This window comes from Oenococcus kitaharae DSM 17330 (assembly GCF_000241055.1).
In the GTDB taxonomy this organism is placed as follows: Bacteria; Bacillota; Bacilli; order Lactobacillales; family Lactobacillaceae; genus Oenococcus; species Oenococcus kitaharae.
The window spans coordinates 377079-400543 of record NZ_CM001398.1 but is presented as its reverse complement, the minus strand read 5'-3'; the positions used below and the strand labels follow the sequence as shown (position 1 = coordinate 400543).

Genomic DNA, 23465 nt, shown 5'->3' with positions numbered 1-23465 from the left:
AATCCAAAAATTAAAAAGAACAATCTTATGTTTTGTGGAACTAGCCATTGTGTCACAACACAAATTGCAGTAAACAAAAATATGCCACTTGCTATTCGTAAATAAGGATTTTTAATTTTTAATATTTGCATAAATTCACCATTTAAAATTACTGATTTTATTTTTTCCTGGAGCAGTTGTTAAATACAGAACAGTCCCATCAATCGCTCCGGCAGCCATAGAACCATAATAAGAATGGGTATCGTACTGGTAAGCACTATATCTTATAATTTCTGATGTCGCATGGCAGTTTTCGGAGAATTTTTTTCATTACATTATTATCTTGACACACAACTCTGTTAATTTATGAAAGTCGCTAGCAATTCACAACACTCAGAGTTAGGTCTGCGTCATTCTCCTTGTCGTATTGTTATGCTGCTCTTCATAAGGATGACAGCCGCTTCGTTCATATTATTCAATCGTGCGAAATGGTACTTAACTTGGTTTGCGCCGATCCGCTTGATAAGATTTACAACGTCTCAAAATGATTACAATTAAAAAACAAGACATGTGTCTTGTTTTTTAATTAGTCAGATTACTTTTGTAAGTAATATCAGGACTTATCCACAGCACCTCAACAAACAAAAAGCGCTCAACCTTGCGGTTAAAGCGCCTTGTCAACATATAGCTCTGGATGCTCAGGGATTCCAACTCTAAACGCTGAAACGCTTGTGTGACAAGGTACTAGCTATTTAATTGTTTTCAATATTACTTTTAATATTACTTTCGTTGACGAAATTAGCAAAAATCTTCGCTGTTTCTGTTTTCTGTTTCTTGGTTACTTCAGCGTATATCTGCAAAGTTGTATGCACATCGTTATGACCGAGCTGGTATTGAAGCTGTTTGATATCCATGCCTGACTGAACAGCCAACGTTGCATAAGTATGCCGAAAGCCATGAATGATAATCGCAGGCAGACCAGCCGCCTTAGCAATCGCCCTCGCCCACGCTCTGGGACGACTTAAACTAATAAATGAATTGACCTCGCTGTTAAAAACGTAGCTGCACGGGGATGCCGAGTAGCCTAGTGCTTTATACAGATCATGCTGCCTGAGCTTCCATTCAGCCAAAGCTGAAACAGTCTCATCATCAAGCGTCATTAAGCGGTTGCTGGCTTTGGTTTTAGGCTCATCAGAAATAACTTCTCCGCTGGCCACCGTGACAACCGTCTTAGAGATCGACAGCGTTTTATTGCTGAAATCAACATCAGACCAATTCAAGGCCAACGCCTCGCCTTTTCGCATGCCTGTAAAGGCTAATAGTCGAAAAAACAAGTATCGGCTATAATAGTCTTTGGCATATAACTGATAAGCACTGTTTAGAAACCTTCTGAGTTGTTCGACATCATAGAACTTCACAGAGGCGCTAGATGGTGCTTTTTTAGCTCTTGGCTTATCCACGTTAGTAAAGGGATTGGCTTTGACATAGCCATACTGCACAGCCTTTTTATAGACCTGATTCACGATATCTAAAGAGTCCGTATAGCCGACTAACTTAGCTGCAAGGCCATTAACAAATTTTTGAGCTTTGATCGGCGTGAGTTCGTCTAGATATATCCCCTTAAAATAAGATTGAATATGCAGCTTATAGCGCTCTTCAATTTTCTTGTAAGTGGATGGCTTGACCTCTTTAGCCTTCATCGCCAACCATTCTTTAGCAAGCTCATTGAACTTAATTCTCTTGGTCTGCTGACTTTCTAGTTGGCCGTGCGCTTCGGCTATCTTATAGGCCCGATAGGCGTTCACAGCCTCTTTATTGCTGATATAACCGCTTTTCATGGTTGGCTTACCATTCAATACGATTCTAAAATAATAGGACTTCAGTCCGTTTTTCAATGTTTTACTTCTAATTTTCATTGTCATTTATTCAATGACAGTACACACATCATCAGTCACGAGAGTTTTAACGCCTTGTCTTTGGCGGGATATTTAATCAAAAATTTCTTTTTTCTCTTTAGACAATTCCGTATGCAGAGCTTCTATTTCATGCAAAAACGCATATTTTTTTTCGGCAAATTTATGTTCAACTAGTGAATTGAATAACTTCTTTTTTTCGTTAAAGTCATTGATTTTCCTGATCTTATTTACTGATTCATCAGGCACTAACGCGGGAGTAACTGGGGCTATGTTCCAAATTTCGTTATAAAACGTGCTGGAAAGATATTCTAGAGAATAACTATCCTTTCCAAAAACCATATCCGTTATAACCAGCCTTTCTTTTGTCAACAAAATTTTATAGAGCGGCTGTGTAAATTCCCACAAGCTATTATTTGTAAAAATTTCTTTTTTTGAGAACAAGGCGAGGTTGCCGCTGTTTTGGATAATGCCCTTTTTGATAAATTTAGCCAAACCGTCCCCTCTATCCTGTTGATAGTCAAAACCGTTCTTTTCTTTTGCAAATTCAAAACTAGAACTAAAGAAAAACGATTCTAATGCGTCCCACATCATACTTTCTTCTGTAGTAAAAGTATCTTCAAAACCAGAACCAAATACGTCATCAATCTTTTTATATCGCTGGGAAGATCGGTCAGCAAATTTTTTAAAAAAATCCCTCGCATGAGATTGATAATCTGCTGGATATAACCAAGAAAAGAAACTCCCTAATCTTTCGGGGCTTTCTCCTAAAGAAAGGTAAAAATTTCTTAATAGATATAGTTCATTATCTGATGGTAAGGTTTTGCCTACACGCCAATTACTAATTTTGGAAAGACTGTTCAAATATTCTTGTTCGTCTAATCGGTTTTTTTGAACCCTAAGTATTGGCAAAACTAGATCACTGAGTTTTTGATTATATTTGTCCATTAAAGAAATGAGCAATTCAGAAAAATGCTTTTTATTTCCCCTAAGCCGTTTTGGTTTAGGGTCTTTGTACGCTTCATCACTATTGATTTTCATAATTCGTATATTTTGCTTTTAGTAAATTAAGTTAAATTTACGATTACATCCTTTTATAATTAAGTATAAAGGTTGCTGTTGTTGATAGCAAGACTTCAGCAGCGTTTCATGAAGAAAAGGACGTGACGAGATGACTTGAATATTAAGTAATTATTAAGATTAAAAAAACATCTAAATAGCGTTCACATTAAAAAAGTGTTGAAACGACAGCGTAAATCGACGTATAGAGATGTATAGAGATGTATAGAGACTCAAAATTTTTGAGACCAATCGCACTAACAAGATATTTTGAAACATTTCCGCTGTTGTTGAATATTTTTTTATCTGATAACTTATCTAACGACATCAGCGAAAACAATGGTGTCAATTCAAAACAAAAGGAGGTCAGAAATGGCAGTACAAACACAATCACTCAATCAGTTAATTAAAAGCAACAAATTAAACTATTTTCAAGTCGCACATCAAGCAGGTATCAATCGGGCTACCTTATGGGGCTGGCTCAAGTTTGAAGACGATATGACAGCGGATCAGAGAAACAAAGTTCTCACTGCGATTCAGGAGCTAGGCAATGGACAATGAAAGTAAATTCTGGCCTGTGACATTCAGACGTAAAGATATACCGAAATTATTCGGCTTTAACGTTCGAGCGTTCGATACGTTGGTTAATCAGGGTAAGCTACACCCGATTGTCTTCGGCAGCTTAAAGCTGTATAAGACTAGCGACATGCTGGCGTATCTGGATAAAAAACAAATCAAATAAGAAATCAGGATAAACAATCATGACAAATAAAGATATAAAAAAATCTGCTAACGCTTCAGCTTTGCACGGCACTGGCGCTAACAGATCGAAGAAACAGCTAGACAAAAAGAGTCTAACTACCTTTAATAATAACGAAAACATCAGCGAAAAGCAGGCTGCCAAGTTCCAACAGCTTGAATTAGCCGGTATGCCGGAAATCAAGACACACGGTTATTTTGATAATTTCAAGATTCCCACTTATCTCAAGGCAGTGGCTAATAGTATTCCTTTAGGTTTAGCTAATGCCCGCACAGTGGACACACTGGCTAAACCGCTGCACCTACAACCTCGTACATTCTCGGCTTATACGCACATTCTGACAGCTAAGTATCATCTACCCTTAGCCACCATCACAGTCGGAGATAACAAAGGCAACTATATCCTGATTGATGATAACGAGTTGGCTGCGTTTGTTGCCCAAGCGCAAGCACGAATAGATCACAGTAATGAACGTATGCACGGCGTGATCGCTGGCTACAATCTCTATCAAAAAGCCATTCAAGCCCTGGCAAACAGCCAACGGAGGGCAAGCTAATGCTGTATCTACAGACTGGGATAGTCACTAATCGTCTGCGGACTAGGCACACAGTCAACGACTGGCAGGAGTTATTGGCTATAGTGGGTTCAAAAGTCCCCGAGATTGACAGTGCTGTGAAAGCTAAAAGCTATAAACGGGACAAAGCCACCTTTGTAATTGCTGGGACAATGACAAAAACCATTCGGCAGAATGCTAACTTAATCAACCGGTCAATTTTGTTCTTTGATATCGACAGCACTAATGGGGATGACTACCCGACTGCTGTAGCCAAGATTCAAACAGCTTTGAAAGCAATGGCTTATCTAATTTACCCGACTATTTCAAACGGCTATAAAGGCACACGGCTGAGAGTAGCCGTTCCCATAGATCAGCCCTTCAATGCCCAACAACGGGCACAGCTTGGCACTTATCTGGCTGACTTATTGCCTGAGGACTGGGAAACAGACTTGACCAGTTATCGCTCTAATTGGTCACAATTAGCCGGCTTGCCTATCTTAAACGCCTATTCATTAGCGCATGATTATCAGTCGATTAGCCATACAGCACCCTTTTTAAGCCTTCATCAAGTCTTATCACAGACAAAGATTCTTTCAATCAAGGCACACACTTCATCCCCTGACAGGCAGACAGTCCCGCTTGATCGTCAGCCTTGGCAGGATATGGCTAACCGAACTTTGACTAGTCTGATTAACCCGCCCAGTATCAACCGTCATCTTTATTTCAGTTCCCTAGTTGGTTCGCTCTTGTTTATGAAATTAGATCAGCCTGTGATTGAAACGCTGCTAAGCTGGTCAAACGCTCACTCGGATAACCCACTGGCTGATGATGAATTACAAAGAGCCATCGTTTCTGTGAGTAAAAGCGCCGACAGAAAGCAGCGGGCACATGGCTAATAGTCGGAATTATAAAAAAGGCTGGCTAGTTGATGATCGTTACACAGACCTCAGCTTAGACGGTAAAAGTGCTTTATTGCCACTGTTTGATAAGACAGACGACTTAGGGCTGATCGTGAACCCAAAAAGTGCTTTGAAAGGCCAAGGAATTGATACCAATGCTTTACAGGAATTAACCAATGCCGGTTACTTGCTCAGAGTCGATAATGGCCACACACCCGCTTATTTATTCAAAGAATGGTCAGGTATTCAACACCTTAGACATTTTCAGATCAGTGGTATCTTCAATCAGCTATTGATTCCTGATTTGTTCGTGGATGATAAAGGCTTAACGGTCTACAAGAATAATCAGCAAGCCGAAAATGAGTCCTTTATCTCTAATCATCAGTTACTGATTGAAAATATCTACCAAACTTCTGCCAACTTTAGCCCGCTGAAGAAATGGCTCACTGAAAACAGCCACATCTTGAGTGAGGCGATGATTCAAAGAATACAGATTCTGCTCAGCCACAACCCGCAAGAAACGCCTTCACTCTGATAAGGGTACAAGATACCTGATTCGTTAGTGAGGTTCGTAAACACGAGCTGGGCTTGGATAAAACAGACAAATATCGCAGATTAGAGGTAACAAGATGAAAGTCTTGAATGAAGAAAGAGAAACGGTCATTATTTATGACTATCAAGAGAAATCTTGGCACATTGATACCACGGTACAGAAACATATCAAAAAATATCGTCCTTTTCTCAAAGTGATTGAACAAGAGGAAGACAATTATTTACGGGGCTACTTTGATACAGATCAGTTCAATATGAGCTTTTCAGCTAGGAAGAAACAGATTCTCAACAGCGAGCAGCGCTTCGCTTTACATGCAAGAATGAGACACTCACAGCCATAACTTGTGACAAAGTCCGTTAAATCGGGCTTTTTTATTTATCTTAATTTATGTTATGTAAATCGCCGACAAACCGCCGGCAGGTTGCCGGTAAAAAGGGACGTTAAGTTAAGTTAAGTTAGTAATTAACTCATAGTAAAAGGGAGCATAGAGAATTGCCTTAAATGATTCAGTGAGATGATAAGTGATTCAAAGAACTCAGCGGGGATGGCAATTAAATATGCAGCGCAATGCCTTTATAATTCGTATCTTGTATCTGTTTGCCTAGCTTATGCAGATCAAACAGATCAAAATGGGCAGCAAAATAAGCCCGCTCATTTCTTAACCGTCTGCTGACCGTAGCCACTAAATAGCACACTGAATATGATGATAGTGCGCTAACGTATTTAAGCCAAAAATACGGAATAGAAACCAATAACGGGGATGCTCTAGAAGTTAACAGCAATCAGAGCAAACAAGCTAATAGCACACCAAAAAGCGAAAACCAGCACACTATTAGCGCACTAATAGATCAGTTAGACGTGATGCACGAACAGCTAAAAGTTAAGGATAGCCAACTATCAAGCAAAGATAAACAAATAGAAGAGCTGCACACTTTGCTAGATCAAGCCCAGAAACTACAGTTAAGCGATAAGAAGCCAGCACTCATAGAAGACAAGCAGGCAAAGAAAAAAGGCTTATTCAGCCGATTATTCAAACGATAAGAGCATGTAAACAATGCTCTTTTTTCATGAAAAGAATCGTTAGAAAATTCCTGATGACCTCATGTACTTCACTAATCCATCGCGCAACACAAACGCAACAAATTGTTGCGCTTTTTATGTGCCACATCAGGATTTAGGAACTAGAATAAGGGCAATTCTAAGAAAGGAAGAAAAGAAAAATGAAAATGAAGAAGCATTCATTGTTAGCTTCAGCCTTGGTCGCAGTCACGCTGTCAACAAGTATCACACCACTGGCAGCCTTTGCGGATATTAGTAGTGAGGTCATAGGATCAACATCATCACAAGTAAGTGATAACACGCTCATTACGCCATCTGTTGTTAAAAGTGGTTTTTATACTGAAGGGACTCATTTATTCGTGGATGGGGTTTATATTGGTGAGGTGCCAGCGACTAGCGTCATCACTGGCAGTGCCTCAGCTTTATCTGTGACTGCCAAAGCTGCCAGTACTTGGACGAAAGGAAAGACTTTTCATACCACACTCAAGACTTACACTAAACAGCAAGCTGCCAAAACATTAGGGAATGGCATAGCTACAACTATCACTGCTGCTTTAACGGGTCCTATCGGCGCTGGCGGCGGCATAGCACTCGATATTTACGGTTACTTTAGAACCTATTATGCGACGGTCTATCCTAACCACAAGACTCCAAAGGGCAAATATGTATCTTATTATTACAGCTATAAGATAATCGGTAGTGGCGAAGTTGAATATGAAATCCACTATAATTTTTACAGGAACTCAAATTATACCAACCTGCAACTGAGTCTCGTTGAGGGTCCAGTTTATGCAGATTTGAATTGAGGTGATGAAGATGACAAATAAGAGTAAAAGCACTTGGCGTTTTTTATATGATGCTCTTTTATATCCACTATTGATTATCGTGGCGGCTGTCTTCTTAATTATGACTGCTCGGCTCTTGCCCTTTACGGCTTCAGAAAAACTGACTATCTCTGTTACGATTATCCTTATTTTGTTAGTTGAAACAATTATCGTTACCTATCATCTTCTCAAAAAGGATGGTTTTATTGGTCGAAAGAAATCCAAAATAAAGGACTAAGGAACAGCAACGATGCAACACGATAAAAGAACTTGGTATTTTATCTTTCTGGCTATTGTGCTGCCAATCATGGATATGACTTTTACGACACTCATTGTGCTTTATGCCTTGCAAAGCCCGTTTTCAAATCTAGCGAAAACTCAGCTAATCATTATTATCTTGATTATTTCAATCACTTCACTTGTTTGGGGGACCTATCACGATCTAAAAAAAGCAGGCTTTATCAAAAAGAATAAAATAAAAACTTGGTTTTGATAACTGGCTAATGGGGGCTATTATGCTGCTGAAAAGAGAACGGCGCATAGATGGCACCTTGTATAAAATTGCCAAAAAATGAAATTCAGGGGGTCAATCTGCTGCAACGCAACGCAACGCCGTTGCACACAAACGTTGCACCTTAAAAACAAAAGGTTGCACAGGTTGCAAGCTGTTATATCAGCGTTATAAAGCCGTTAGATCAGGCTTGCATGCTAAGAATTGCTAAGGTTCAATGTTCATAATTCATAAGGTTAAATGATGGTATTTGATGGTCTAGCACCCTTGCAAACCCTAAGGTTAGATGGATAGCAAAGGATGGCTTAAAGGTTAGATATCGTTATTAAGTAACCTAACAAAACACAACATAAAATCATGACATTTCAGGGCATAAATGCTAGTAAACGCTAGTCTAAATGCTTGCTTTTGCTAGCCTAAAACCTGCAAAAACCTGCAGTTAAAATCACAGAACCGAGATAAATAATTGCGCAAATTGTGCAAAACGGCGCCTTTTTATCTATGCTAAAAGTGCGCCAAAACGTTGTTATACTGCTTTTTAAACGTTCTTACTCAGTTAACACAAAGTGCAATTCTCAAAAAGTTGGGAAACAGGATAGCCTTTCAGTGATGGCTGTGAGATCAAACCACTACCCTCTGACAGGGTACTGGTTCTCTGAGTCGGTAAACAGCCGAGCCAGCTTATCTATATGAGCAAGTCTTAGCCCTGATTTGATGACAGGTTTTAACAGGTTTTCAACGCAGTATTTTACAGTAGTGGCAGTCGCATATCGCTACGCTTGTGAACGCTGAACAATCGTCCTCAAACAGGACAGCACAAGAATTCGGGTGCTTTGCCTTATCTAACCCGTTGTTTTAACTGATGAGTAGACAGCTTCTCTAAACTTCTCTGACAGCACTTTGAACAGATGTACTTTGGTCACGCCTGATAAGACGCTTAATCAACCAGCGTCTTATCAGAGGACACAGGTTGCTCTAATAAAATCTGATTTTTTGGGAATTTTTAACGCTTGTCCACCTAGACGCCGTTACCCTTTACAAGAATAGGCATGGGGGTATTGGCAGAAATCAGGGCTAAAAAACGCTAAGAACAAGGAAAAAAGTGGCAAATAATCGCTTATTTTTGGCTGTTTTTGTGTGTTTAATGGCTACTAAGGCTGCTGTTAAGGCATTGTCTTCCCTTTTATTTATTTTTTTCTCTGATTGATCCGATAGCCTCTCTAGTGCAGTCAGATAGACTAGAATGACTAAAAGCCGGTGTGTGCTGGTGTACAATCAAACACCGTTATAGGGACATTTATAGCGCTAAATCAGCTTATAAAAAAGTTTTAATTTTGGCATTTTTAACACAGGTAGACAGTGATGTGAACGCTCTACCAGACATGGGCAACCCCCTATTATTTTTCTGCTGAATGCTGTTTGAGTGCTGAACGGGTTGTTGCATCCCACGTAATAAGTTCGTTTTATTTTCAAAAATCAGATTGGTTCCTGAGGGAAAATCATGTTTTAATTGTCGATACCTAAAAAATCTTATATTTCTTCTGAATTTTTTTGAGTCTGATTCCTATCTTTGTTTCAGCCTACAGGCAAGCCAGCTGTCATCTTAACAAGAGACACTCCAACACAAGTTTGGTCATATTATTCAAGCAATCAATAGTCACATGCCAGCAGAGCTAACTACGCAATATAAAATCATGCACTAGCCAGCAGTAACCAAATATCACCAGGATCAAAATCATTTGCATTTTAAGAACGATGAGAAAAACAAAATTTGTTTCTGAAACATGTTTACAGAACAAACAAAAAAGCCTAGTTGATAGGCTTTTTCTTACTTTTGCTTTTGTGCCGCTTATAAGACAGATAGCAGACCCTGCAACAAGCCCTCTTTATCGCTTGATGTACACACCTAGCAGTCAACAAAAAAGGCCTGTCTTTCGACAGGTCTTCCATCCTTCGTTTTTGAAAAGGGTGCAGCCTTTAACAGATGCCCTCTTTAGTCTAAAAATTTGAGCAATTTAGAGATAGAAAATATCAATTATTGAATTATTGATAAACCGTGCCCTGATATATACCAATATATTCCCCCGTTGCAGCGTCTCTTTCAACGGCAACTCTAGACAAAGTGCCTGAATATCCAGCTTGAGAATAATGATACGTTAATGCTGGATAAGTTTTTGAATGTATACCTATGCTAACTCGCTTTTGGCTAGTGGCAGCGTAGGCCGTAATCTGAGGTGCGGAATTAGTGGAAGTATTTAAAGATAAAGTAGCTACCGTTGTTGATAAGAGAACTAAAACCGGCACTACTGATAATTTGAGAATCTGTACTGTTTTATTCATGAATATTTCACCTGTTTCTCTATTTTTTTTGTTGAATGCTAAAAATTTATTTTTAGCATTTAACTTGTATTTAAGAACAGATTTGGAAATCGAAACAAAAAACACCATAAATGGTTTAGTTGGATTAAAAAAGGGTAAGTTTCACCATATATAGTGAAAAAAAACAGGAACATTTTTCATGATTTATAATGTTAGCTAATTAAGATGTTGTAAAGGAATTGCCCTCTAATGGATCAGACTTACATAAGCTTTGAGATAAGAAAATTAATTCGGCAAAAATTTTTTTTGCTACTGGCTTTGGTAATTTCGATATTTTTATTGGTTGGATTTGTTTATCAATTTTATGCACAAAAACAGTTCTTAAATTTTTACCGAAATGAAATTGATAAACAAATTTTGGCTAACAAGCGAGACGTACATGTTGATGGAAATACGCGACAGATCTTTAATCGGATGTATCAACGAGAGCTCCAAGATTTGAAAAACCCGGCACAATATTTCAAAGGATATTTTCGGTCAATTGAAAACAACCAAGGTATCATTAGACAGGCCTCAGTTCTTCCTTACAGCGCTAATACGGTTGGTTTTGACGTAAATTATTTCAGTAACGGCACGACTAACCCATCGCTTGGATGGTTAGACGGATCGAACAGCTCTGATTCAATTGAGACGCAGTCAACAGCAAAAGAAATGTCCATTATTAAAAACAAAAAGTTGTACTTTCTCTACCCTAGTCGGCTTTTGTCTAACGAAACAATTTTTAACAATTATATATCAGCTCCAAATACGCTTGGTCTCAACTATAATACTCAAATTCATAACTATCAAAAATCCGCTCGGCTCTACCTTTCTCGATTTTATACTTATGGTTGGAATTATTTGTATAGTATCTTACAGAATCAGTTTCTACCTCTTATTTTTTATTTTTCTTTAATTCTGGTTTTTACTTATTATTTAGTTAGCGAGTTTCAAAATTCCTTGTCCGGTACTTGGCTATTAACGCAAAAAATTAGTAAAAAGAAATTTTTTTTCGTCAAGTATGCCATTTCACTGATTTCATCAATGTTACTCGTAGTTATCCCGGCGGGAATTCTAATTTTCATAACTTTTTGCTTGGGCCGTTCAGGAAGTTTAAACTATCCGATTTTTTTCTGGAAAAATGATCCGTTACAAGCAGGCTATTATTTTAAAACTATTGGCTCGAGCTTGTTGGTTGCCCTTCCGATTGTTTTGCTGACTGTTGCTTTCCTTCTTTCTTTAGTTTTTCTATTCGGAGTCTGGTTTCAACAAATTTGGGCAACTGCTATTTTCTGTTCTTTAATTCTTTTTTCTAGTATGTTTATTAATCATTGGATTTACGTTCCAATAACATACTTTAATACTAGCCAAGCTATTGATGGGTATAGTTATTTTCAAGCAGGTTCTGGGAATCAATCTCTAACCATGCTCATCCTGTTAACAGCCACGACTATATGCTTATTGATAGGATATCTCATTTTTAACAAAAAAAGGAGTATTTAATATGAGTGGGGACATTCTTCAGATTAATCATTTAAGCTTTTCATATAGGAGCAAACTAATTTATGATGAAGCTAATTTAGAGATTACTAAAGTAGGTATTTATGGTCTCGTTGCACCTAATGGTTCTGGCAAAACTACTTTGCTGAACCTTGTCGCAAACTTACTAGCAGTGAAAAACGGCCGTATCGATATATTTGGGCAAAAAGATACTCCTGATATTTTTTTTAATTATGCATCTTTTCTACAAGATAATCGTGTCCTTTATCCTTATTTAACGGCCCGTGAACATTTAAACTTTGTATGCGAGCAACATCACGTTGATCAAAAAAAGATTGAAACAGTGGCTCACGTGTTAGGTATGAGTAACTACATTGATCAGAAAATTATCTCATATTCCTTGGGCATGAAGCAGCGGCTATTATTAGGCTTGGCCATTATAACGAAACCTCAACTAATCTTAATGGACGAGCCCCTCAACGGGCTTGATCCCACTAGCTTAGCGATTGTAAGGAAAGTAGTCACTGAATTAAGAGATCAAGGAAGCACATTGCTCATTTCCTCCCATAATTTGGATGAGTTAAACAAGATTACCAAAAATGTTTTCTTTGTTAAAGGACACAAAATCTTGCTCAAAGAATTAAACAACCAAGAATCGACCGAAAAAGTTTACGAAGAGCTTTATATGAACTTGGAGGATTTCGATGTTTAGTTCTCTCAAATTTGAGTTTTTAAAGACAAGAAAGTCTTTGAGCCGTTGGATAGGTTTGTCATTTTTTGTTCTTTTGCCTTTAGCTGTTTTTGTTTACTCTAATGAACAGGTTCATATCCAACGAACAAATTATTTAGGCCAAATCAGAAACAACGTTAATAATAGCTATATACTTACAATCACTAATCTCAAACAAAAATTGACTCAAGAGGAACCGGGTTCGCGTGCCTATAAACAAATTAAAAAGCAAATTCAAGATGGGGTCATTTTATCCCGATATACTCAGCAGTTTTTAACAAATTTCCAAGATAACCGCGGGCAAGCATATTTGCGATCGGCTGTGATGCTTCACCAACAAATCAATCTTTATAACCAGAAGAATAGTGGCAACGGGCTCTTTGTAAACCAATTTAATGATCAGCACGAACTCAAACTATATCATCACCTTCTGAAGCAGCACCTGGCCCTAGAAAGCGAACGCTATAGTTCTGTTTTTCCAAATTTTTTATCAACTTATGCCAGTTACTTTTTCTTTTTACCTTTAGTCTGTGTCGCTTCCATCCTAATTCTAGCTGGGTTTTTATTAGATAAAAACTCTTCCAATAAGTATTTCATGGTTCTGAATAGTCACCGCCAAGTTGATTGGTTCAAATCGGTCGTACTTTTTGCTTTAATACAATTATTTTTTTGGACAATTCTGTCCTTCTTAGAAAGCGCCGTCCTCTCAATTTTCTTTGCTGTGCCTTACTTAAAAGGTGGCCAATATTCTTGGTTCGCAAGTACTTCTTTAAACCAAACAAAAAGTACTGTTCTAAATCAATTAACAGGAAAAGTGATTATTGGTGTCCTACTCTCAATTTTCTTGACTTTACTTTTAAGTTTGATTATTAGTCATGTGAAAGGAATTCTGTATTCTTTGCTTCTATTTTCTGGGTCAGCTGGAATAATTTACTTCCTCTCTAAAAACAGCATTCCCTACAATTTCTTTACTATAATGGACACTCAAATTGGCCAAAAAATTCTATCTAACCCCAAGATGCTATTTCTTCTTGCTTGGTGGTGACTTTTGAATACTTCGCTTGAAGCCTTTTAATTCATGAATCATTCAGGCATGCTGATTTGGTTTATAAAAATTATTCAAGTACTCGCGATAAGCCGCAGCCGTTTGATCAAGATTCATTAAGATTAAAGACTCAATTAGTTTATCATTCTGCAATAGAGCTTGTTTTTTTTCGAGGAATAGCAAATTCTTAAAAAAGCTTAATTTAAAATTGAATATCAAATCAATTTGAGGAATATCCAGACTACTGATGAAATTAATCAGCTCTCTGGCATAATCAAAGTGTCCACGATCCGTCATGGTGCCAACAGCATTAACCAGTGATAATAAAAACTCGGTATAGTTATTCGAACTACTTTTTAATCGACTAATTCTTTTAGTGAATTCTCGAGTAATAGTTTTAATTGTTTCTGAATTAATAATTGCCAAGCAATTACCAAAAACTGAAATCTGAAAGCCGCCCCAAATCTCAACCCTCATTAAATAATCTGACACTTGACGCGCTAGACTTGTTTCAACGACATAGCTGTGATCGATATTTTTTCGTAATGCTGCAGCAGTGGCCTCAGTTATTAAATAGAACTCATCTTGGCTGTTGAAATATTTTTTTGCTTCATTTTCAATAACGCTCTCTAAGGTTTTTTGGTCATTTTTATAATATAGCGAGGATACTTTTGTTAAAAAAACACTGTATTCTGTATCCAAATTAGGATCGACGAAGTTAACAAATTCCGCAAAACTAACGTGCATCCTGCCCAATAGATAAATTAATCTAGTCGCCGAAATATCAATCAATCCTTCTTCAAATTTGCGCAAATTTGAGGCAGAAACGATCTTATCGCCTACATCTCTGATGGCGTAACCGCGATCCTTTCTTAGAGTCTTAAAGGCTATGCCCATTTTTTTGATCTGACTTGTCCTATCCTCAGCCATTTACAAGTATTGTATCCAAAAAATTTCTGAACGAAGCCACCAAGTCGATTAATTACATCGTTTGAAAATTATGATAATAAGTGTCCTAATCATCATCAATCTTTCTTTTGGGGTACTCATTCTTGGATATTGTTCTGATCCTGAATTTGCAGCGCAGAATAATTATGATTTGTTGTATTAAGTTTAGTGATGTCATGAGGTTGAATAATAATAACTACATCAAAAATCACCAAAATGATGGCTATCGTTTTTTTCATTTTCTCTCCTTTTTGATAAATTTGTAATTAAGTATAGACCAATTTGAGTGCCACAGGCGATTCACAAAAAAGTAAATTAACCAAAAAAATACCGGTACATATAAAAAGCCTCTGCCACGAGAACATCATGGAGAGGCTTTTAATTTAAATCTTTCTTTTAACCGTGGAAGTTACCTGTATACTGGTCGACAGTAACATAAGGATAATCCTGCGTATTGATTTCCTTGACCCAAACTTCCCAAAGCCCATTACCATAATATTTATAGTATTTAGGTGTGACTTTGTAGCCATTGTAGAGATTACGTTCAAAGGTCACTACCCAAGCGCCTTGTGGCCGATTCACAATTGTGCCCACTGCTGGTTGAGCAGCAGAACTCGTTGGTTGACTACTAGAACTGACAGCTTTTAAAATCGTCTGTGAGACTAAGGTGGTCTTAGAGAGACCCTCTGACGAATAAAGCTGTCGCATTCTATCAGCCGCTTGGTTAGGCAAGGTTTCATAAGAAGTTCCTTTTTTCAGTGATGGTTGTGGAACCATACCAGAATGGGCAACTCTAACAACACGAAGCTCGCCACGGCCATGATTTAATGACAGGTTTTAACAGGTTTTCAATGCAGTATTTTGCAGTATGACCAGTCGCATATCACTACGCTGGTGAACACTGCATAATCATCCTCAAACAGGACAGCCCAAGAATTCGGGCGCTTTGCCTCGTTCTCGTTCTAACCTGTTGTTTTGACTGATTACAGACAGCTAGCCTAAGGTTCTCCGATAGAACTTTTAAACGGTGTAACCTAGTCACGCCTGATAGACCCTTAATCAACCACCGCCTTATCAGAGAACGCAGGTTGTTTTGATAACAAGTTTTAACAGGTTCTGAGCAGCGTTAGTAACAGAGACAGATCAGGCCTATGACCACTCATTAGTTCATAACAGGAAAGTGGTTCTAATCGGGCTAAAACAGCTTAAAAATGGCTTAAAGCAGGTCAATAATCGACATTTATCGCCCACTTTGTCCACTTAGTCTTATTGCTTCTCAGACACACCATATAGCACAGATACAACTTGTTTCATTGCCTCTACCTAGCGGACTAGACTGGCTTATCAGCCCTGACAGCGGTCTTTTAGGCTTCCTGAGTGCAGATAGCACCCCCATATCGTTTTTCTGCTGAGCAATGATCGGCTACTGAACGGTATGCTGCTGCCTTGATAAAAAAGTCGTTTTTCAAGAAAATTCAACCCGCAAGGCAACAAAAAACCGCTCTAGTGATGACTAAAACGGTTGTGTGATGGTTATCTATGCACTCAGATTAAGCAGTTTTATTAAGATGCACAATCTCAGAAATACCGCTCAGATCGCCTTTTAATGCCTTAGAAACATCTCCGATACTCTCTTCTAATAACTTCACATCTTCTTTATCCATAGTTTTGTTCAATCCTTTTAGCTAGCTTCTGGTTAAACAAGCTGGACACTGAGCTTTTTATTCAATGCCTTAGCAATCGCTTGCAAGGTTTTACTAGAGGGGTAGTTATCGCCTAACTCAATCCGAGCGACTGTAGACTGAGGCAAGCCTGCCTTATCTGCTAACTGTGCCTGGCTGAGGTTAGCTTCTCTTCTTTTCTGAGAGATCATAACGGCTAATTTTAGTCGGATATCTTCTTGATCGTATTCATCAGCAAACGCTTGACTCTGCTGCCGCTTAGCTGCTATATAGTCATCTATCGAACCTTTAAAGCCTTTTTCCATCATGTACCTCCTTAACTAATCGTTTGACCCTTTTTGTTTTTGCCAATCTTTAAGAAAACGTTTTTTTACCTCTTGTGCATGCCTTAATTCTTTAGGAGGTGTCTTTTTTGTCTTCTTTATAAAGCCGTGTGTAATCTTATAAACATTCTGCTCTAGTCTAAAATAAATCTCTCTTTGCTGACTATTACCAACTCGTGAGCGTATCTCGTATAAATTATCATCCAGATAAGCCACCCATTGGTTCTGTTGGGCAATTTGAATACCGAACTCTTCAATGTTTTTGATCCGGCTTAATATTTTGGCTTGTTCTTTGTCTGATAGTCCAGATAAATAATCAAAAAATTCACTCGTGCCATCAGCACGTTTTATATCTTCAAATTTTGGATTATCTATCACGTCCATATAATAGCATGAATGCTATTGAATGTGAATATGATGAGGCGTGTTTAATGAGCTTAAAAGTCGTTTTTAGGGTTAGAATAAGCACCACATTATCGCTAAAAACGCTCTAAGCCCTTGATATGACTAGCTTAAAACCTATACTCAATAGAAAAACAGTTAAAATCGTTCGCTTTATGGCAATTAATTTCAGTAATTGCACAGATTAATGACTAAATCACGAACCAAAGCAGTTAAAACAAACTAAATTCAGGTAAAAAAGGCAAGTTATCCACACCCACCCCCACCTAAAAAGTTTTAAAAATTTTGCTTTGACACAAAATGATGGCAATGTGTGCGCTCTGTTAGACGGTCAATACTGGGGGCTTTGAGTTTTAAGCCGGCATTATTTTTAACAGCCGTGGATGCATCCACACAGCAAAGTTTTTACAACCGTGCTTACAAGCACACCCATAATATTCCCGTCAAGCAAACAAAAACGCCCATTATGGACGCTTTTTTTATCATTTATGATATTTAGCTAAAGCTAAGCCACCCGCAACTAGAATAACAATCAGCCACCAGAGCTTAATCAACCATAGAACCACTAAAGCAATCAGTAGATAAGGCAATAGCTTGCCAAGGAGTTTAAAGCAGGCAACTAGCAAAATAATTGTAATCAGCAGCCACATTATTATTCTCTTTCTATTTTTGTCACGTCTTTAAAGGCCTTAATATCATCTCTGACGGCTTGCGACAGTGAGAAGATCACACTCAATCTGATAATGGCTTGCTTACTGCTTAGCTCATCTAGTTTCAAGCTACCGATCATTTTCTCTAGTCGAGTACTGTATGAACTTGCCCTATCGAGTAAGTCCCATGCTTCATTTTCAATCATGAGCGGCCACCTCGACAGTTTTCTTATAAGCCATATCCTCTTTTTCCATTTTGCTCAGGTTGTTGTCAATCTCGGTTACAAGGCTGACAATCGCACCAGTGACGCTAGCGACATGCTGATAGGCATCATAAGCACCATCATGATTAAAAGGGCTTGCATTGTCTGTTATTAAACCACCATAGTCGCTCAGGATAAACATTAGATCATGGAGCTGAGGCTTTGTAATCTGTTTCTTCAAACGTTTCTTTACTAACTGTATAGAACATGTTTCTATCTCTTTTCTAGTTTATTGTAGAGACTGATTGTGTGTGTAAAGTCATCTTCATAACCTCACTTTGCTTAAAAATGATATTACTTTTCGTATTACTTTTGTAAGTAATATCAGGACTTATCTGCAACACTAAAACAAACAAAAAGCGCTCAACCATGCGGTTAAAGCGCCTTGTCAACATATCGCTCTGGATGCTCAGGGGATCGAACCCTGGACCCACGGATTAAGAGTCCGTTGCTCTGCCAGCTGAGCTAAGCATCCGAACAAGTTAATATTTTATCACGACTGCCTGCGAATATACAAGCACAAACCGCCTTTCTCTAAATAAATTATTTCTTGGCTGGTATAATATTAAATATGAGCAAAATTCTAGTTGTTGATGACGAGAAGCCGATTTCTGATGTCATCAAATTTAATTTGCAAAAAGAGGGTTACGATGTCGTAACTGCTTTTGACGGGCGCGAAGCCTTGGATGTTTTCGCCGCAGAAAATCCAGATCTGGTGCTTTTAGACCAAATGCTGCCGGAAATAGAGGGTACAGAAGTCTTGCGTCAGATCCGTTCTAAATCATCGACACCTGTCATTATCGTGACTGCCAAAGACAGCGAGATTGATAAAGTTGTCGGCCTTGAGATGGGCGCTGACGACTATGTAACCAAACCTTTTTCTAATCGCGAACTTGTAGCGCGGGTAAAAGCTAATTTACGCCGACAAGATGCAACGCTGCCAGGTGTTGACGCTGCTGACGGCAAGTCGCAAAAAGAAATTAAGGTTGCTGATCTTGTCATTAAACCTGATGCTTATACTGTCACAAAAAATGGTGTTGATCTGGATTTGACTCACCGTGAATTTGACCTTTTGCATTATTTAGCCCGTCGCCCAGGACAAGTGCTAACTCGTGAAGCCCTGCTGACCGAGGTTTGGGGATTTGATTACTTTGGGGATGTCAGAACCGTTGATGTGACCGTTCGCCGTTTGCGCGAAAAGGTTGAAGACGCGCCTAGCCGTCCTGAAATTCTAATTACAAAACGCGGAGTTGGTTATTTCATCAAACCAGATAGTGTCCATAAATAAATAAGTAACATATGAATAATATTTCCAACTCTATTTCCAGATTCTTTCGATCAGTCCATTTTAAAATTGCCTTGATCTTCACATCTATTACGCTGATAACTCTGGGTCTAGTTGGCGCTTTTTTTGTCAATCAATATTCGTCACAGCTGATACAGTCTTTTGATGCGCGTGTCTCAATTCCGAAAACAATTGAAAACCAGCTGATCTCCGATCTGCAAGTTTCTGATACTAGTCAGGCTAATCAGCGAATCAACGAGACATTGTCTACGATTGGTGGCGCTACTGATCAGGATTATGTCTATGTAGTTGATCAAAAAGGCGTTATCCGCGGCAGCCTGACTGTTGAAATGAAGCAGCTGGTCGGACAAGGTATTGATAGTTCTTCGGTGACGAGCAGCCGAGCACGTAACAATATCTATCGGGCTTTATCCAGCAGCGATTCCTATACGCGGCGTTTTCGCACGCGCCTTTTGGGCCGCCGCTATGAAACATTGATGGTACCTCTGGAAACAAAGCCCGGTGATCGTAAATCAACTGTAGGTGTGCTGGTTTATACAGCTAGCATGGAATCCATCTATGCTTCAATTGCAAACATCACCAGTATGTTTATTGGTGCTTTGTTTATTCCGCTGCTGATGGCCATTATGATTGGTTTTTTGATGGTACGCCTGTTGACACAGCCTATCAAAGAATTGGCAGATCAGACGGGGCAAATCACGCGTGGCAATTATTCGCGGAGAAATACGATTAAGTCAAAAGATGAAATCGGTATCCTGGCTACCCAGATTAACGATCTCTCAGATACGATTGCTTCTGAGACAGCGATTTCTAATATGGAGCGGGATCGTCTGAATTCTCTTTTATCCAACATGACCGATGGTGTTTTAGCGATCACGCGAGACGGGACGATTACGATTATTAACCAGGCGGCACTGGATCTGCTTCATTTGTCGAATTCGGACAGTGCAGTCGGGCATAATATTTCTGATCTCCTTAAGCTTGTTGATAAGAGAATCACGCTACGGGATCTTTTTCAGTCTGCACATGGTTTTGCCGTTCAGCCTGATGGCTCTAACGGCATTACATTAAATATTGTTGCCAGCCTTGTGCGTCGTCAATCGGGTTTTATTTCCGGCGGTGTTGTTGTTTTGCGTGATATCACGCGGCAGCTGAAGTTGGAAACTGATCAGAAGAACTTCGTCTCCAATGTTAGCCATGAATTGCGCACACCATTGACATCCGTCAACTCTTATATCGAAACCTTACAGGAAGGTGCCTTATCGCAAAAGGAGATTGCGACTGAATTTTTGGGTGTTGCTCATGATGAGACCCAGCGTATGATTCGTATGATTAACGATCTGCTTGAATTATCAAGAATGGATCAAGGGCGGACTAAAATGGAAACCGAACCGGTTAATTTCACAAAGTTTATGAATTACGTGATTGATCGTTTCGATGTCATGTTCAAACAAGGCCATTCGATGCACGCCAATCATACTTACCACATCATTCGAAACTATGACCAGGCAAAATCGACTTATGTTGAAATCGATTCGGAGAAGTTCATTCAAGTTGTCGATAATTTGATCAATAATGCCATTAATTATTCACCAGATGGTGGCAATGTTGAAGTTGATATCCAAGAGACTGATCGTAGTATCGTTTTGAGCGTGAAAGATCATGGCCTTGGTATTCCTAAAAAAGATTTAGATAATATCTTTACCCGTTTCTATCGTGTAGATAAGTCCAGAGCCAGAAAGCAAGGTGGTTCAGGATTAGGGTTAGCTATCTCAAAAGAAGTTGTTGAAGCTTTGAATGGCAAAATACGTGTTGAATCCACTGTTGATGTCGGTACGACTTTCTTTGTTACTTTGCCAAAAGTTGATATGAGTGCATCAAAACTCGACTTCAATTAATGTTCCTTTAATCTTTAATCCAGATAATATTTGACGGAGGCTCTTTGCAGTGACTGAAGATTCAAATCAAGAAAAAAAACAAAATACCATAAACGATCAAGGCACAAATGATCACCATAATCATGGCGGCCGCCTATTGGTGACGATTTTACTTGCCGGTATTCTTGGTGGTGGTATTACCGCTGGGGCTGGTTATCTTTATCTGCAGACGAACGGCTCGACCAATGGGCCGACTTTTTCTAGTTTGTCCGGCCGAAAAACAATTCAAGCACCTGTGATTTCTGGAAAAACAAATGCCAGTAAGGTTTATAACAACTTAAAGGGTGCTGTTGTTTCAGTACTTAACCAACAGCGTAATAGCAGCAGCTCGGCTGATAGTTTTTTTGCCAGTTCCAGCAGTTCATCCGGTAATAGCCTGCAGACCGTATCTGAAGGATCGGGTGTTATATACCGCTCTGCTGATGCAGCTGCTTATATTGTGACCAATCGGCACGTGGTTGCAGGTGCTAACCGTCTGCAAGTCGTTTTATATGATGGCACGCGAGTAACGGCCAAATTAATCGGATCGGACGCGATGACAGATTTAGCGGTCCTGCAAATTCCTAATAGTAGTGTCAAATCCGTTGCTCAATTCGGCAATTCAAATCAAATTCAGACAGGCCAGACTGTTTTGGCCATTGGATCGCCTCTTGGAACTGATTATGCCTCTTCTGTGACTCAAGGCATCGTTTCAGCACCGAAAAGACTTGTCTCAAATACATCCGAGGATGGTAAAACGAATTATGGCGATTCGGTCGCCATTCAGACTGATGCCGCGATTAATCCGGGAAATTCAGGCGGGCCTTTGGTTAACACAGCTGGACAAGTAATTGGCATTAATTCTCAAAAATTGACTCAGACGACCAGCGGCGAATCTGTTGAGGGGATGGGTTTTGCGATCCCATCAAACACAGTTGTTGATATTGTGAATAAATTAGTGCGGGATGGCAAGGTGACTCGTCCGGCCTTAGGCGTACAAGTAGTTGATCTCAGCGAGGTTTCCACTGATGATAGGCAGAATCGTTTGAAACTGCCTAATAGTGTCAAAGGCGGCATTGTTATTGCTGGTTTTTCGGATAGCAAATCACCAGCCAAAAAAGCTGGTATGAAGCGTTATGACGTGATTGTTGCTGTCAATGGCAAGCACGTTAGTGATTTAGCGGACATGCGGGATATTATCTACAAAATGGTTGTTGGCGATTCGGTCAGAATCCGTTTTTATCGCGGTGCTGATCAAAAAACTGTCACCGTTAAAATGAGTGAATCCTTAAAAGAATAGCTATCCACAAATTATTAAGGTTTTCTAAAATCTGTGGATAACTTTGGATACGAACACGCTAAAGGCCGAGAAATCGGCTTTTTGTATTATCGAAAAATTTTTTTGTTCGTGTGGAAAAGTGGAAAAGTAGACGAACAGTATAATTGTTTATATGCTGAATATTCGGATTATCGTCGTTGGCAAAATTAAAGAAAAATACTATTCGCAAGCATTGGCCGAATATACAAAACGGCTTTCACGTTTTGCCAAGACGGAAATTTGTGTTGTTAAGGATCAAGCTACTCCTGAAAAGGCCAGTCAAGCAGAAAATTTAGAAATTTTAGAAGTAGAAGGCCAGCGTTTGTTGGACAAAATCGGTCCCCGAGATTATGTAATTGTCTTGGCGATTGAAGGCAAACTTATTTCTTCTCCGGAATTAGCCTCGATGCTAAAATTGATTCCCCTAGATGGCTTTTCAACAATTGATTTCGTGATTGGCGGTTCTTTAGGGTTATCTGACGCAGTTAAACAGCGAGCGGACCAAAAAATTTCCTTTGGCCGTATTACTTTGCCGCACCAATTGGCTCGAGTTGTACTGTCCGAACAGATATATCGGGCCTTTATGATCAACGAAGGCAGTCCTTACCACAAATAAAAACCCGCAGATAAGTGCGAGTTTAATCAATTTCCGTTAATCTTAACAGCTTTAGGAAGCTCGACGCCTTCGACGCCCTTAGCCCATTGCTGCAGTTGAGCAGTACGCTTTAATTGGTTTTTCTTTTGTTGGTTGTGAGAGACAGGGCGCGGTGTTGAGAAGCTGTTGAAAGGCGACTTGCCGGTTAAATTTTTATTAGACATTACTATACCTCTAGGAATATTTTAAGCAATTGTTTATTTTACGTGCTTTTGCCCGAAAAAGCAAGTAAGACGGCAATCTTAGCTATAATTTA

The 23465-nt window shown here is 39.1% G+C and carries 29 protein-coding genes and 1 tRNA gene; 16 read left to right on the top strand and 14 right to left on the bottom strand.

All coding sequences use genetic code 11. The features are described from left to right. Nucleotides 1-731: 731 nt before the first annotated feature. Together OKIT_RS02015 and OKIT_RS02010 are read right to left on the bottom strand one after the other, a co-directional pair. Nucleotides 732-1901 (bottom strand): tyrosine-type recombinase/integrase, encoded by a 1170-nt coding sequence (locus OKIT_RS02015; protein WP_007744883.1) that lies wholly within the window; start codon nucleotides 1899-1901, stop codon nucleotides 732-734. Between the two features lie 66 nt (nucleotides 1902-1967). After that, the gene (locus OKIT_RS02010; RefSeq protein WP_007744881.1) at nucleotides 1968-2933 is read right to left on the bottom strand and encodes a hypothetical protein; all 966 of its coding nucleotides are present in this window, start codon (nucleotides 2931-2933) and stop codon (nucleotides 1968-1970) included. Between the two features lie 390 nt (nucleotides 2934-3323). Here OKIT_RS02010 and OKIT_RS02005 point away from each other — a divergent pair, with 390 nt between their 5' ends. The 6 genes from OKIT_RS02005 (at nucleotide 3324) to OKIT_RS01980 (ending at nucleotide 6059) form a co-directional block, all read left to right on the top strand. Beyond that, nucleotides 3324-3512, top strand: coding sequence for a hypothetical protein (locus OKIT_RS02005; protein WP_007744872.1), 189 nt, complete (start codon nucleotides 3324-3326; stop codon nucleotides 3510-3512). Then, nucleotides 3502-3693: a hypothetical protein gene (locus tag OKIT_RS02000; protein ID WP_007744870.1), complete on the top strand. Its 192-nt coding sequence runs from the start codon at nucleotides 3502-3504 to the stop codon at nucleotides 3691-3693. The genes OKIT_RS02005 and OKIT_RS02000 overlap by 11 nt, the downstream gene beginning before the upstream one ends. A 19-nt stretch (nucleotides 3694-3712) precedes the next feature. Continuing rightward, nucleotides 3713-4267, top strand: coding sequence for a hypothetical protein (locus tag OKIT_RS01995; protein WP_007744868.1), 555 nt, complete (start codon nucleotides 3713-3715; stop codon nucleotides 4265-4267). Then, a complete protein-coding gene (locus OKIT_RS01990) occupies nucleotides 4267-5163 on the top strand; it encodes a hypothetical protein (RefSeq protein ID WP_007744867.1) in 897 nt (298 codons plus the stop codon). The genes OKIT_RS01995 and OKIT_RS01990 overlap by 1 nt, the downstream gene beginning before the upstream one ends. Further along, entirely contained in the window at nucleotides 5156-5701 is a 546-nt protein-coding gene (locus tag OKIT_RS01985) for a hypothetical protein (protein WP_007744864.1), read from the top strand. The genes OKIT_RS01990 and OKIT_RS01985 overlap by 8 nt, the downstream gene beginning before the upstream one ends. 94 nt (nucleotides 5702-5795) lie before the next feature. After that, entirely contained in the window at nucleotides 5796-6059 is a 264-nt protein-coding gene (locus tag OKIT_RS01980) for a hypothetical protein (RefSeq protein WP_007744863.1), read from the top strand. A gap of 211 nt (nucleotides 6060-6270) precedes the next feature. Here the strand turns inward: OKIT_RS01980 and OKIT_RS09470 are convergent, their stop codons facing one another. Further along, complete coding sequence (locus OKIT_RS09470) at nucleotides 6271-6414, bottom strand: hypothetical protein (RefSeq protein WP_241778154.1); 144 nt, start codon at nucleotides 6412-6414, stop codon at nucleotides 6271-6273. A gap of 531 nt (nucleotides 6415-6945) precedes the next feature. On the opposite strand from OKIT_RS09470, the gene OKIT_RS01970 reads away from it, so the two are divergent. From OKIT_RS01970 to OKIT_RS01960, 3 genes are read left to right on the top strand one after another with little or no spacing between them, the layout of a single operon-like run. Beyond that, nucleotides 6946-7584 carry a hypothetical protein gene (locus tag OKIT_RS01970; protein WP_148126067.1) on the top strand — a complete coding sequence of 213 codons (639 nt, stop codon included), beginning with the start codon at nucleotides 6946-6948 and terminating at the stop codon, nucleotides 7582-7584. Nucleotides 7585-7594: 10 nt separating this feature from the next. After that, a complete protein-coding gene (locus OKIT_RS01965) occupies nucleotides 7595-7840 on the top strand; it encodes a hypothetical protein (protein ID WP_007744851.1) in 246 nt (81 codons plus the stop codon). Nucleotides 7841-7852: 12 nt separating this feature from the next. Beyond that, nucleotides 7853-8095 (top strand): hypothetical protein, encoded by a 243-nt coding sequence (locus tag OKIT_RS01960; protein ID WP_007744850.1) that lies wholly within the window; start codon nucleotides 7853-7855, stop codon nucleotides 8093-8095. Nucleotides 8096-10156: 2061 nt separating this feature from the next. On the opposite strand, the gene OKIT_RS01955 is transcribed toward OKIT_RS01960, so the two are convergent. Continuing rightward, complete coding sequence (locus OKIT_RS01955) at nucleotides 10157-10561, bottom strand: hypothetical protein (protein ID WP_007744848.1); 405 nt, start codon at nucleotides 10559-10561, stop codon at nucleotides 10157-10159. A gap of 120 nt (nucleotides 10562-10681) precedes the next feature. Between OKIT_RS01955 and OKIT_RS01950 the strand changes: the two genes are divergently transcribed. Genes OKIT_RS01950 through OKIT_RS01940 form a run of 3 tightly spaced genes read left to right on the top strand, consistent with a single transcriptional unit; the run spans nucleotide 10682 to nucleotide 13746 of the window. Beyond that, nucleotides 10682-11974 carry an ABC-2 family transporter permease gene (locus OKIT_RS01950; RefSeq protein WP_007744847.1) on the top strand — a complete coding sequence of 431 codons (1293 nt, stop codon included), beginning with the start codon at nucleotides 10682-10684 and terminating at the stop codon, nucleotides 11972-11974. A 1-nt stretch (nucleotide 11975) separates the two neighbouring features. Then, the gene (locus OKIT_RS01945; protein WP_007744846.1) at nucleotides 11976-12683 is read left to right on the top strand and encodes an ATP-binding cassette domain-containing protein; all 708 of its coding nucleotides are present in this window, start codon (nucleotides 11976-11978) and stop codon (nucleotides 12681-12683) included. Beyond that, nucleotides 12676-13746, top strand: a complete 1071-nt coding sequence (locus OKIT_RS01940; protein WP_007744845.1) for a hypothetical protein — start codon at nucleotides 12676-12678, stop codon at nucleotides 13744-13746. The genes OKIT_RS01945 and OKIT_RS01940 overlap by 8 nt, the downstream gene beginning before the upstream one ends. Before the next feature lie 42 nt (nucleotides 13747-13788). On the opposite strand, the gene OKIT_RS01935 is transcribed toward OKIT_RS01940, so the two are convergent. The 9 genes from OKIT_RS01935 to OKIT_RS01905 all read right to left on the bottom strand — a co-directional run bounded on the left by OKIT_RS01935 (nucleotide 13789) and on the right by OKIT_RS01905 (nucleotide 18489). After that, nucleotides 13789-14676 carry an Rgg family transcriptional regulator gene (locus OKIT_RS01935; RefSeq protein WP_007744844.1) on the bottom strand — a complete coding sequence of 296 codons (888 nt, stop codon included), beginning with the start codon at nucleotides 14674-14676 and terminating at the stop codon, nucleotides 13789-13791. Nucleotides 14677-14792: 116 nt separating this feature from the next. After that, complete coding sequence (locus OKIT_RS09605; protein ID WP_155811384.1) at nucleotides 14793-14933, bottom strand: hypothetical protein; 141 nt, start codon at nucleotides 14931-14933, stop codon at nucleotides 14793-14795. Nucleotides 14934-15090: 157 nt separating this feature from the next. Further along, nucleotides 15091-15471, bottom strand: a complete 381-nt coding sequence (locus OKIT_RS09325; protein WP_241778153.1) for a hypothetical protein — start codon at nucleotides 15469-15471, stop codon at nucleotides 15091-15093. Nucleotides 15472-16390: 919 nt separating this feature from the next. After that, entirely contained in the window at nucleotides 16391-16684 is a 294-nt protein-coding gene (locus tag OKIT_RS01925) for a helix-turn-helix domain-containing protein (protein WP_241778152.1), read from the bottom strand. Between the two features lie 12 nt (nucleotides 16685-16696). Continuing rightward, nucleotides 16697-17083 (bottom strand): type II toxin-antitoxin system RelE/ParE family toxin, encoded by a 387-nt coding sequence (locus OKIT_RS01920; RefSeq protein WP_007744838.1) that lies wholly within the window; start codon nucleotides 17081-17083, stop codon nucleotides 16697-16699. 500 nt (nucleotides 17084-17583) lie between these two features. Further along, a complete protein-coding gene (locus OKIT_RS09600) occupies nucleotides 17584-17751 on the bottom strand; it encodes a hypothetical protein (RefSeq protein ID WP_007744835.1) in 168 nt (55 codons plus the stop codon). Between the two features lie 2 nt (nucleotides 17752-17753). After that, complete coding sequence (locus OKIT_RS01915) at nucleotides 17754-17957, bottom strand: hypothetical protein (RefSeq protein WP_007744833.1); 204 nt, start codon at nucleotides 17955-17957, stop codon at nucleotides 17754-17756. Then, nucleotides 17950-18156 carry a hypothetical protein gene (locus tag OKIT_RS01910; RefSeq protein WP_007744831.1) on the bottom strand — a complete coding sequence of 69 codons (207 nt, stop codon included), beginning with the start codon at nucleotides 18154-18156 and terminating at the stop codon, nucleotides 17950-17952. Before OKIT_RS01910 ends, OKIT_RS01915 begins: the two co-directional genes overlap by 8 nt. Before the next feature lie 260 nt (nucleotides 18157-18416). After that, nucleotides 18417-18489, bottom strand: a tRNA-Lys gene (locus OKIT_RS01905). Between the two features lie 96 nt (nucleotides 18490-18585). Here OKIT_RS01905 and yycF point away from each other — a divergent pair. The 4 genes from yycF (at nucleotide 18586) to rlmH (ending at nucleotide 23170) form a co-directional block, all read left to right on the top strand. Then, nucleotides 18586-19302, top strand: coding sequence for a response regulator YycF (yycF, locus tag OKIT_RS01900; protein WP_007744830.1), 717 nt, complete (start codon nucleotides 18586-18588; stop codon nucleotides 19300-19302). Between the two features lie 11 nt (nucleotides 19303-19313). After that, nucleotides 19314-21218, top strand: a complete 1905-nt coding sequence (locus tag OKIT_RS01895; protein ID WP_007744829.1) for an ATP-binding protein — start codon at nucleotides 19314-19316, stop codon at nucleotides 21216-21218. Between the two features lie 49 nt (nucleotides 21219-21267). Continuing rightward, complete coding sequence (locus OKIT_RS01890) at nucleotides 21268-22536, top strand: S1C family serine protease (RefSeq protein ID WP_007744828.1); 1269 nt, start codon at nucleotides 21268-21270, stop codon at nucleotides 22534-22536. Between the two features lie 151 nt (nucleotides 22537-22687). After that, nucleotides 22688-23170 carry a 23S rRNA (pseudouridine(1915)-N(3))-methyltransferase RlmH gene (rlmH, locus tag OKIT_RS01885; protein WP_007744827.1) on the top strand — a complete coding sequence of 161 codons (483 nt, stop codon included), beginning with the start codon at nucleotides 22688-22690 and terminating at the stop codon, nucleotides 23168-23170. Nucleotides 23171-23196: 26 nt separating this feature from the next. Here the strand turns inward: rlmH and OKIT_RS09690 are convergent, their stop codons facing one another. After that, nucleotides 23197-23373, bottom strand: a complete 177-nt coding sequence (locus tag OKIT_RS09690; protein WP_007744826.1) for a hypothetical protein — start codon at nucleotides 23371-23373, stop codon at nucleotides 23197-23199. Nucleotides 23374-23465: the final 92 nt, after the last annotated feature.